We start from the raw sequence: 11,669 nt of genomic DNA on the forward strand, positions 1-11,669 counted from the left end.
CGTCTGGAACCATAAAATAACATTGCACAGCAGTGATTTACCAATATTTTCACAAACTTACAGGGAAGCTGAAAAGCCGTTGACAGAACTGGGTAGCATTAACCGGATTCGACTGAACCAGGTCCTGGTGGATTTCGCCGCCCTGAAGTTGCAGATTGACGGTATCTGGTACGATATTGAGGCCAGACAACTGGCACTACTCAGGTTGCTGATAAACCACCCAGGGCAGGCCGTCTCGCGCCAGCAAATTATGGATGCCATCTGGCCGGATGTGGTGGTCAGCGACAATTCGGTCAGCCAGGCCATTACCCAGTTGCGTAAGTCACTGCAGGAGCCCAAAGACAGTCCAACCTTTATTCGCACCGTACCACGCAAAGGTTATCAGTTGGTGGCAGATATCCAGTATCTGGATGCCATGCAAACCGAACCGCTGCGGATATCCCTGCAAAACGCCGTGCTTAGCACCCTGTCAGGCATCTTATTGTGTGCTTTTTTGGCCTGGGCGCTGTGGCCGCGTCCCCCCAAACCTTATCAACATAAGGCGCAACTGACTGCCAGTCCGGGTGATGAGGCCTTTCTTACTCTTTCTCACAACCATCGCTATCTGCTGTTTACCCAGCAGGACGAACAAAGCGGCCTGCGCGATATCATGGTGTACGACAGGCAAAGTGGCAATATTCATGGCATCAGACAAAGTGGCTATGACGAGCTGTCTCCCGCCTGGTCACCAGAGGGTAATGCCCTGGCGTATATCCGCCAAAACGCCTTTAGCTGCCAGATTCGTATACTGGATTTGAGCGGCCCGGTGGAAACCTGGCGTTTAGCCAAAGACAAAGTCGCCACAGATTGTCAGCCCGATAGCGGACATAAAAAACTACGCTGGACTGAAGGCGGCTTGTATTATCTGGATCCCCTCACCTCTCGTCTGCTCAGGTTTGACATCAACAGTATGTCGGAACAAACAAGCTGGCAGCAGGTTAGAGACTTTGACGTGGACAACAGCGGCCAGCATCTGCTGCTGCTTAACCAGCACCATAAACATCTCAGACTGAGTTATTTTTGGCAGGACAAACAACAGACAGCTGAACTGCTCAGGGTGATACCGCCGGTCGCCACGTTGAAATGGCAGGAAGCTGGACAACGTTTTTGGTTAACCGGTCAACAGCTGCTGCTGGCAGATATACACAGTAATGTCCAATCTCTGCGGGTGCCTCCAGGTTTTATCCAGGACGTGGCACAGATTCATAACGATAAGGTTGACGAGTTATTCCTTTCCAGCGGCAACCTGCAGGCTAACCTGTTTACGCTGGCATTGTCATCGCCAGCAAAGTTACAAGCCCTGACCTCCTCTCCCAATATGGAATATTTACCGGCCATTTCTGCCGATGGTTTGCAGACTGCTTATATCTCACAATATTTCGACTATGTGGATCAGCAGGTTCATCAGGAAGTCTGGGTAAAACATAGCCACAAGCCTATCGCGACTTTAATCAGCTCGCTGCCCGAAGATATTCAGCCCGATTTTCTGAGCTGGTCGCCACAGGGCACATTTTTACTCTTGCAGGACAAACGTCAGCGCGTGTATCTGCTTAACCTTTACGCGCGCAGTTATCAACCACTGCTGACAGATTTTACTGAGGTTTCCACCCTTTACTGGCAGGATGATGAGCAACAACTGTATTTCAGTGCCTTGCAACAGGATAAAGCGATCCGCGGGCGATTAGACCTGACCAAGCAACAGATTGACCTGATAGATGATAAGGAAAATCCGGCCATACCGAATCCCAGTTTTGCTACCTATCGCGAGCAAATACTGACCATGATGCAACAAGCTTTGCCCGAAGTTTCCCAAGAGCGACTTGAGCAGGCCTTCGATTATATGCGCCCGGCCCTGACATCCACTGAACTGTATTTTGCCCTGCCCGGCCTGAATCAACTGGATATATTGGTACTGAACAGACAAAGCGGTGAAGTGCAACTGCTGCATCAGCTGAATCGCTGCCCAGACAATCGTGGCCTGCCGCTTAGTCTGGCAGTCAATCCAGAGCAGCAGCAATTGGTTATCAGCTTACTGGAATCCCAGCAAAATAACCTGATGCTCAGGCAACGTTGAATGCAGCTATGCAAATCAATCTGGTTGGTGCTTAGTCGGATAGCTGGTTTTTACTCTGCTGCACCAGCCAGGCCTGTATATCCTGTTGATACCAACCGCGGCTTTGCGCTTCGTCTATGGCTTGGCTGGCCTTTTTACGCGCGGCCTGAAACTCATTTTGACCGGCCAATAATCTGGCCTGAATAAACAATAACTGTGGGTGGTCATCGTCCTGCTGCAGCCCCTGCGCCACAAGTGCGGTCACTGCCTGCCAGTTTTGCTGTTGCAAATGCAATTCAGCCAGATCGCGAATGGCACGAAAATGTCCCTGCTTTGCCGCCTGACTAAGCCAGTTTGCGGCCTTTTCCTTGTCTTGTTGAATATCGCTGCTGTCGAGTATTTCCCTGGCCAGGCGATATTGTGCCACGGCCAAACCAGACTGGGCAGCCTGTAACACCCAATTCAGGCCTTTTTGCCGGTCTGACTGTGCCAGTTGTCCGCGTAATAAACTGCTGCCCAGTCGATACTGGGCCAGGGCATAACCGTTTTTGGCCGCGCCCAGCAGTACTTCCCCCTGGGCATTTTCCTGCTGATAATGGCGACGTAACAACATGGCAGCATTGCTTTGTTCGGTCATCAGCCAGTTGGAAATATAATACTGCACCAGCGCATCGCCCTGTTCGGCGCGTTCAATCAATTCACTGATACGTTGTTGATAGGCATTGCTTTGCCGCGAAAAGCTCTCCCGGTAACGACGCCCCTTGTGGGTACTGAAATGATAGAGCAACGAACGGCTGTGATAGGTTTGCACTTCTTGTCCCTTTAGCAATGGCTGGTAACGCCAGCGGCTGACGGCATTATAAATGGCCCGCTCAAATTCCTGTGGCGGGTAAGCGTCGATTATTTCCAGATCTTTCACAGCGCCACTGGGGTCGATATCAAACTCCAGCCATACCCAGCCTTCCAGACCTTTCTTGTAGGCTTCCGGAGGATACACAGGCTCAAGAAAGTGGCTACGCTGTGGCGCCAGATCTTCCTCCTGGCTGACACTAGAGACAAAATGCGGCTGTAAGGTGCGTTGATAATGCTGATAGCCAAAGTCCTGTTCCAGACTTTGTTTTAATGCACTGAGCGGGTCTTTATCGTCAACCTGTTGATACACCAGACTGGCGGCTGACGCCGCTTCAGACAGGCCAAAATCGGCGGCAATGGAAAACCAGGCAAAGGCTCTGGCATGGTCTTTGTCCTGCCCCTGGCCATGCAGATTCATGACGCCAAGATTATACAAGGCATCCACATTTCCCAGCCTGGCCAGTTGCAAAAACTCCTGCCTGGCCTGTTCGAAATGTTGCTGCTGGTAAGCAATGGTGGCTGTCAACAGATCTGCCTTCGCCGCCAGACTGACAGACAGTATGGCTATCGAGGCGAACAAGCCGAACAGAACTGATCTCAACAATAGCTTCCCGTTTTAATGGTCCGTTAGCATCTGCGCAAAGGTCCATTTTACTCAAATAATCGCCATTGTCTGCTATATACTTGATTCAAAATAAAAATTTAATAAGCCTGGATAGCCCCAACAGACCAGATTGCCCTTAGCAGCGAGCAAAAAAGGCCTCCAACCAAAAGGTAAGAGGCCTTGCCGACAGCACTATGAGAGGGCACTCCTAGTTGTTGTCAAAACCCATTAAAAATTAAATCTAACCCCTGCCACATATCGGCGACCGTCGCGATATAAGCCGGTCAGGGCATTTTCCACACCTTTTTCCTGGTAGCTGAAAATCAGTTCATCGGTCAGGTTGATGCCTTCCAGTACCAGGGTCAGGTTGTCATTGACCTTATAGGAAACGTTGGCATCCAACTGACCGTAATCATCGATATAGCCCGGCCAGTCAAAGCCCGAGTCGTAACCGGTACGATAGTTATAGGAAATCCTGCCGCTTAACACGTCATTTTCATAGTAAGCACTAACATTGACGGTATGCTCAGAATTACCAGGAATCGTGATATCGTTCCCTTGCCCGTCTTTGGCTTCACCATCTACGTATGTGTAGTTAGCCATCAGCCCCAAGCCTTGATACAGCTCTTGCTGATATCCCAGCTCCAGCCCCTGAATAGTGCCGCCTTTACCATTGCTGGGGCGACTGATACGAATATCTTCGCCCTCAAAGCGTTCAAAGGACGTCACACTGTCGAGGAAAGACTGCACATCTTTATGAAAATACGCCGCCGAGAAGATACCCGCCTCACTGAAATACCATTCCAGGCTAAGGTCAAACTGGTTAGCATAGTAAGGGTCGATATCGGGATTACCGCCGGTGCCAGTGCGGGTTTCGGTGTTATAAGAGGTAGACGCGGTCATGGCATTATAGTCGGGGCGGGACATCACCCTGGCCGCGCCAAATCGCATGATCAGATCTGTATCCAAATCAATGGCCAGATTCAGACTGGGCAGCACATCCAGATAATCCTTTTCTTTGCTGACCCACACTTCGCCTTCATAGGCACTGGATGTCTGTCTGGTTTGCACCACACGCACCCCAAGGTTGCCGCGCATCCCCTCCACGTCAATATCGGCCATAACGTAGCCAGCCAGGATCTTCTCTTCTACTTCAAAGGTACTGGCCTTAAGCACCCTATAATCCCAGTTAAGCGCATCCCCTTCAGCCCGCACTTTATCTGAGTCGGTAATAGCATAGTCGCGCAGGGTGCCCGCTGTGCCCTGCCCGGACAGGAAGCCGCCGGGCATCTCCAGGGAGTAATCAGCCAGACGCCAGTTCAGATCGGTACGTGCATCGGTGGTGTTTTTGGTGTTAAAACGCGAATGGTCGCGATACTTAACGCCAAATTTCAGCTTGTCAAAAACCGATAATTCCAACGGCCGGGAAAAGTCTGTTTGCAGGTAGGTTTCCTCATCGTCGGCCAGGTTATTATCGTAACGTAAAAAGCTCAGGTCCCATTGTTCGCCATCTTTTGGGTCAGCATCATAGCGGGTCTCAATGCTTTCGACCTTGGAGGCGTCATAACTATGCACATAGTTACCGCCCCAACCGACACTTCGATCCGCCTGTGAGCCACCACTGCCCTCGGTATAACCTGCCTGCAGACGGCTTTCCCAGACATCACCCTCATGCTTAAGCGTAAAGTCATACACCTTGGTCTTTAATTTGGAATTACGTACCTTGGTTTCATCCAGAATATTGTCCTGCCCCTCGGGTGCCAGGCCTAATGTACCGGCAGCCAGGAAGTTACCCACCACATCGTGGCTGACAATCGTCACATCCTGATACTTTGAACCGTTATACTCCGGCAACCACAGAAAGTTCTGGTTTTCGTTATCCGCCTCCAAAGTGGAGTCCAGAATATTCAGGCTGGTTTCCAGATTGTCCTGCGGGCGCCATTGCAACACCGCGTTCAGACCGGTTCTGATCCGCTCCTGACTAAAGCGTGCTGAACCGCCGCCACCGGAACTATACAGGTTTTCATATACCGTGCCGTCTTCCAGAGTGATATCGCGGTGATCCCAACTCCAGGCTTCGATACCGTGGCGCTGCAAGTTACGCTGCTGCCGGATCACAGAGAACAACACACCAAAAGTCTCATCGGTGTTTTTCCAGCTATATAAACCCGATAGCACTGGATCAGTCTCGCCCGATACCTGGCTGTGCTGCGCCATCGCCGAGCCAAATATCGAATTGGCGTCCAAATCCAGCGGCTTACGGGTTTTCACTACTATAGTGCCGCCAATGGAGCCTTCGTCCACATCGGCCTGGGGGGACTTATACACCTCCAGTCCCGAGACAATTTCTGAGGGCAGCATCGTATAGTTAAAGCCACGACTGGGCGCCGAGTTGGTCCACCAATCCGCCGACCCCACCGCCTGACCATTTAACAAGGTGCGGTTCTGACTTTCTGTGGTCCCACGAATGCTGACCCGTTCACCTTCACCATAACCACGGGTGATAGAAACGCCGGTAATACGTTGCAGCGACTCTGCCACATTCTGGTCCGGAAACTTACCAATATCCTCGGCAGTAATCGCATCCACAATGCTGTCGGAAAAGCGCTTGTTATTCAGCGACTTCACCACGCTGCCGCGAATGCCTTTAATCTGTATGGTTTCCACTTCATCAGTGGCTGACTGTTGCTGCGCCAGCACTGCCGCGCTTGATGTGCTTAAGCCAGCCAGCAGGGCAAACTTGATCGCACAGGCCACTCTGGCCTTGTTAAACGTATGCATTGTCACTATCCCCTTATGATTTTTTTACTGGTATGTGTGGCCCGGACCATGCTGAAAAGTCACCGCCGGGTGAATGCCCTGCCCGATTGCCCGGCAGTTGCAAATTTTTTGTAAATGAGCGGCGGTGAAGTGTCTTGAAGTGCTGTGAAAAGTTGTGAATATAAGTCTAAGCAATTGAATTACATAAGATTAAACAATCCCTTATTTTAGCTCGCATCGGTTGGACATCAGCCAGGCCAAGGTAAATTGACTAACAACAGACCAGACCGTATCGATTAAAACTTGCGGAAGTTGTTCGACATTATGGTTCAGAAATGGAGAGAAAGGCGCAGCAGATGGGTAACTAAAGCCATTGGGATAAAGCGACCAGATCTGAAGTGTTACCTCGCGCATATAAAAAAAGAGATATATGGAAGTGTGACAACCTCAGGTCCAGGCACAACCGTCGCAACAGATAAATAACCGGCCATTGCCCGCCCCAAGATCGGTGCAACCTAAAAACTCAAGCTAGGCAAAGGGTTACAAGCATGCTAAAAAATGACCATGCAAGGTACGCGAACATTATGTTTAAAAGGAGTTAACCATGTTCTGGCAGGTATCATTTTGGATATTATTGGCACTAATCGTTTTGCCTTTCCCTTTTAAGGTCTTTGAATATCTATCTGGCAAAGATAAAAGTCCTGTGCTCGTAAAGGTTGAGGAAATGGCCAATGCAATATTTATGGCATTAGGTTTAGTCGCTTTTCACGGTTTTATTACAGACACAGTTTATCTAACGCCTGCATTCTGGAAAGGTTGGATGTTTATTGCCATCGCGTGGTCAGTATTACCCATTTTTTGGTCTCCCAAGTTAGCTTATGCGTCTGAGGTTATGGGTCGAAATAAAATGCGTATAGTGGCAGGCGTCAGCTGCATTTTGTATCTGCCGCTATTTTTTGCGGTGTATTTTTATGCGTTTTAAAACTAATAAGGCTGTGCTGTCGTCGCTAACGCGGCTGGGATGATTTACGCTTCGCTATATTCGCCCCAAACCATGGCGTTACATGGTGAAACTAGCCTTATGAATTTAGTGAAACTGTGGGCTCTCCATCAAAAGGACAGAGCGGCAGTAATGTTGATGCTGGGTGAATCTCGGGTTATGAGGTTTCTTGGACCCCGTCGCGCACTTTCAGAAGATGAAGCCGGTTCATGGTTCAAAGCTAAGCTCGACAACCCATCGCGGTTCGTGATCGCGGATGCTGAGTCGGATGAGTTTATCGGTTTCTGCGGAATCAAAGAAATTGCAGCTATTCATCGCAGAGGACAATGTGGCCAGTAAAAGGGTGGCCGAAAACTTGGGTGGCAGGCTGTACGGAGCGCAACTAATGATGGGGAGTATGGCCAACACCATCGCATCACCAATTAACAAATGCGGTCAGGGGACGCTCCTGTCGCCGGGTTATGCCTCAGAAAAAGGAACTTTCGATGTTTAAAATCGAGACTAAGCGTTTGATTATCAGAGATATGACGCCGAGCGATGAAAGTGCCTTTGTTGCTATGTCTCAGGATACTAAATATCAGCGTTTCTACGACGAAAGTGATTGTGACCTTAATAAATACAAAGCGTTAACAGGCCTATTTATAGCTCAGGCTGTTGAACAACCAAGAAAGTCATATCAACTCGCTGTTGAATGTAAGGACTCAGGACAGTTTATTGGGACTGTTTGTTTGCGCTTAGAAGACAATCATCAAGCTTCAATGGGCTGTGCGTTTGCCAGAGCAGCGCAAGGCCGTAAGTTAAGCCAGGAAGCGGCTTTAGCGCTGGCAGATTTTGGTTTTGCGGAGTTGGGTGTTCATCGCATCTATGCGGAGACTATTAGCAAGAACCTGCCTGCCATTAAGCTCTGTAAGTCTTTAGGTATGCGACAAGAAGCTTATTTCAGAGAGCATCGATTTTTCAAACAACAGTGGTGGGATACCGTGGTTTTGGCAGTGCTTCGAACCGAATGGCGCAAGGCATAATCGGGTAACCGGGGGCTCTGGCCCCGGTGGTAATAAAACAGACGACCACGAACTACACGAAAGGCACAAACCGGCCTTCGGCCGATATTGGAATGCCTCTCGCTGTGACGCAGGGACCGCAAAGAAAAACCCACTGAGGTAATTATTGCTTTCAATTACTCTGGGTTCTCTGCGACCCCGCGAGAAAGGCTTCCTTATGGTGAAACTATGTAAATACCTGAAGAGCTCCAATGCATCAAAGCCAGGACCGAGGGCGTTTCATCCAGAATAATAAGGCTTGACCCATCATGCGGTAAAACCAATCCGGCCTGTTTGAGTCAGTGCTGGATTGCCTTATTTATAGGAAAACCTGGAAAGGAATATTGGTGAAAGTACGTCAAATATATTTCAAAGAAGCGCATGAACGTAAGGCCTTATGGAAATAGTCCTAGTCATCTTTCTGCTGCTCTTGCTAAGCGGCATCTTATTTGTTGCCGTCAGGCTAATCCTGTGGATATTAAAGGATAAAACGCAGGCCACGGCCAACTTCCTGCCACCCAGCAATGCTGGTTTGGGCAAAACGACCATCCTTGCAATGAAGCAGTCAGGGCGTCAGGCAAGCGCAACGAATGGAAGCGGGAAACGAATTATCACCAACGTTCCCTGGCCGAAACCGCCATGTGGCGACACAAATCGCAGACCGGTGACAAGCTGTACCAGAGGAATTGCAACGCTCAAGTGGGTGAAGCCATGGCTCGGGTCGCGGTGTTGAACAAAATGACTTCTTTAGGGATGCCTGTGAGTAAGATGATCCGCTAAGCGGGATGGGGTAAGAGGAAGTCTGGCCTTGACGATGATTTGATCAACAAGGCCACTTGCAGCAAGCAAAGTGATATTCGTGGTTATATTGAAAAACGGTTAAAAAGATGAACTAACATTCAGTTCAAACCATTAAGTATGTTTTACATCACCTGATAATTTTTTATTAAAAAATTTATCTATTACAAACTGAGCCAGTATTGAAAACACCACTATCAATGTATAGTAGACGGTTACACCAACTACTCGCAGAGAGTGTTCCTGACACAGTTCAACAAAAAAACAGTACAACATTTCAACAGGAAACAGAACAAGATAGCCCAGAATAAATATCAATAAAAAAGAAACAAATCTCTTTAGCTTAAAAACTTTAATAAAAAGCAAATTTATAAGCACCGGGAATAAAATCATTAGTGCTGTAGTCATTTTCTCTCCAATTAAAACATACTTTACAATTCGATATATGGAAGATTGAAACTCAGTCTAAACTCATCACTTAAAAAATCAACAATGAGAAGTAAAAAAATAATATAACAAGTACATTTCAAGCTCCGCTTCCATCTCATCTAAATAAACAGAACTTTCAGCTTGATGCATAAGAAAATTCAATAAGCCACTAGTATTTTTGGGAGCATTTAGTCATTGTCCACATGGTAGAAAACATGTATCTGTCTAACCGATCAACGGGGTCAGTGACTGAGGGATCCCCACGAATTTAATTTGATGCGGTTCCATGCCAGGCCTCTTCTGCGTTGTGGGTAAACTGTTTTATCGCTCGCTTCCACTGACTGGCAGTGAAGCGCATACGGGTTGCCCATGCTCGTAGTCCAAGTGTATGGAACGACAATACGGGGAGCCTTTTGGTGTTGGCTTGGAAGCGTCGATGATGGCCAGAAATGTGCACCACCCAACCTAGCAATATCGCGACGATAGAAGCCAGTGTACTCAGCAACACCAGTACAGCCAGTCTGGCGGGTTTTATGCTGCGGCTGTGCTCAAGGCCCAAGCCAAAACGGCGACTTTTCATGTCTCTAAAACCTTCTTCAATCTGCATACGTTGGCGGTAAATGGCCACCACTTGTTTGGCTAAATGGCGATGCGCTGGTAGTGAGGTCGCCAGTAACCAGGGGTCAGTTGCTCCTTCAGCATGTTTCAATGAATGTTTGGAACGCTTAGGTGAACCATCGGGATTTGTGGCATGACGTCCCTTGGTTCTCCCTTTAAACACGATCAGTGTGCAGGGAAAGGGTTCACGTCTGGCAATCAGTGCATCAGCAAAAGACTTCGGCTGTGATGTCGCCCGTTTGTATAACTGAGTAATGCATTGCCATGTTTCGCCTTTGTTCACACTGTAAAAGTGGGGCTTACGTACCCGACCGACAAGGTGCCAGTTAAGCGACTGCACCGGCCGAAACCAGGGGGATTTAAAACCGGCATCGGTCACAACAATCGGCTGACAGTCATTGGGTAGCATCATCTTTAAGTTACGTAAGAAACGCTGATGAGTAACGGGTTTCTCTCTGGTTTTGTTGCTGTGAATCTCTTGGTACAGGGTAACGGGACGCCCTTTCACCACCATCGCTGCCCTCAGCAAGAAATGCCCTTTATGGTCGTCTAAATCCGACCAATCTACGGCAATGACCGGGTGTTTGATGCGACAAAACAGCTGACAGATTGTGCAATACAGATAAGGCACTTCTTGCTGTAAGCGATGATTGGAGAGGAGGCGGTCTGCCCGTTTGATACGATGCTTCTCATAGGCCTTTGAGCATATCCCTCGGCCAATACTCGTCACGGTGGTGGCACTCCCCGAAACGAGACTTTTGACGCAAGCGATAAGCGCTCTCTGCCAGGTTTGATGCATGTTGAAGCTGACAAGCGCGACGATTTTCGTCAAGATGAGGTGGGCATTCATGGCGTTTTTTGCTCTGAAAGTTTTGGCGAATGATCAGATCACCAAATGACATGAATGTTCCCATCAAATTTCACTATCCAACTGATTTATCTATTTTATTTGTGGGGATAGGTCAGGGTCAGTGACATTGATTTCTAAATGTTCATTTCCTAACGCAGAAGAACACGATGAGTGGACAATCGCTAGTGTGAAAACTTAACATCATCACATTTGCACAACTAAATCAGGTCACTTATTTAGTTGGTGATACAACTCTCGATTGAGAAAGAATTCACCGTCAAAAGTAAAGTTAGAAAAATCAATATGCACTTTTTCAAAAAGTGAAAATCTTAGCGTTAAAAACATTTCTTCTGAAAGCTCTGCACTCTCAATATTTTGTATTAACAATGATAAATTGTATTTGTTTTCATCAATCGGCAGGATGTAAATGCACACTTCATACTTATTCTTTTCCAAGCATTGCGGCTCTCTGAGTTCTACAGCACCTTTCCCCCAAGAATCATAGCTGGCTTGGGGATTATCTCGGATAGAAATTTTATACGCCATATAGGCACAGGGCAGGATCAAACTTTGTAAATCATCTTAAAGTCTGATCAAATACGCGCAGTTTCCCTTACCAACCTCAG

Annotated in this window: 9 protein-coding genes; 5 read left to right on the forward strand and 4 right to left on the reverse strand. The window is 48.1% G+C overall.

Annotated elements, in window-relative coordinates; translation table 11 throughout:
* The first annotated feature begins 79 nt into the window (after positions 1-79).
* On the forward strand, positions 80-2,113 hold the full coding sequence (locus ABD028_RS17675; protein ID WP_343846645.1) for a winged helix-turn-helix domain-containing protein: 2,034 nt from the start codon (positions 80-82) through the stop codon (positions 2,111-2,113).
* A gap of 31 nt (positions 2,114-2,144) precedes the next feature.
* Here the strand turns inward: ABD028_RS17675 and ABD028_RS17680 are convergent, their stop codons facing one another.
* Both ABD028_RS17680 and ABD028_RS17685 read right to left on the reverse strand, forming a co-directional pair.
* On the reverse strand, positions 2,145-3,545 hold the full coding sequence (locus tag ABD028_RS17680; protein ID WP_343846647.1) for a TonB family protein: 1,401 nt from the start codon (positions 3,543-3,545) through the stop codon (positions 2,145-2,147).
* 231 nt (positions 3,546-3,776) lie between these two features.
* Entirely contained in the window at positions 3,777-6,329 is a 2,553-nt protein-coding gene (locus ABD028_RS17685) for a TonB-dependent receptor (RefSeq protein ID WP_343846649.1), read from the reverse strand.
* A gap of 583 nt (positions 6,330-6,912) precedes the next feature.
* Here ABD028_RS17685 and ABD028_RS17690 point away from each other — a divergent pair.
* The 4 genes from ABD028_RS17690 to ABD028_RS17700 all read left to right on the forward strand — a co-directional run bounded on the left by ABD028_RS17690 (position 6,913) and on the right by ABD028_RS17700 (position 8,330).
* Complete coding sequence (locus tag ABD028_RS17690) at positions 6,913-7,290, forward strand: hypothetical protein (RefSeq protein ID WP_343846651.1); 378 nt, start codon at positions 6,913-6,915, stop codon at positions 7,288-7,290.
* A gap of 177 nt (positions 7,291-7,467) precedes the next feature.
* Entirely contained in the window at positions 7,468-7,647 is a 180-nt protein-coding gene (locus tag ABD028_RS23315; protein ID WP_425542133.1) for a GNAT family N-acetyltransferase, read from the forward strand.
* Complete coding sequence (locus ABD028_RS17695; protein ID WP_343846653.1) at positions 7,577-7,801, forward strand: hypothetical protein; 225 nt, start codon at positions 7,577-7,579, stop codon at positions 7,799-7,801. Before ABD028_RS23315 ends, ABD028_RS17695 begins: the two co-directional genes overlap by 71 nt.
* Positions 7,794-8,330, forward strand: a complete 537-nt coding sequence (locus ABD028_RS17700) for a GNAT family N-acetyltransferase (RefSeq protein WP_343846655.1) — start codon at positions 7,794-7,796, stop codon at positions 8,328-8,330. The genes ABD028_RS17695 and ABD028_RS17700 overlap by 8 nt, the downstream gene beginning before the upstream one ends.
* Before the next feature lie 1,513 nt (positions 8,331-9,843).
* Here the strand turns inward: ABD028_RS17700 and ABD028_RS17705 are convergent.
* A complete protein-coding gene (locus ABD028_RS17705) occupies positions 9,844-10,923 on the reverse strand; it encodes an IS4 family transposase (RefSeq protein WP_343846657.1) in 1,080 nt (359 codons plus the stop codon).
* A 348-nt stretch (positions 10,924-11,271) separates the two neighbouring features.
* Positions 11,272-11,589: a hypothetical protein gene (locus ABD028_RS17710; RefSeq protein WP_343846659.1), complete on the reverse strand. Its 318-nt coding sequence runs from the start codon at positions 11,587-11,589 to the stop codon at positions 11,272-11,274.
* Positions 11,590-11,669 lie beyond the last annotated feature (80 nt).

The organism is Bowmanella denitrificans (genome assembly GCF_039522935.1).
GTDB classification, from domain to species: Bacteria; Pseudomonadota; Gammaproteobacteria; order Enterobacterales; family Alteromonadaceae; genus Bowmanella; species Bowmanella denitrificans.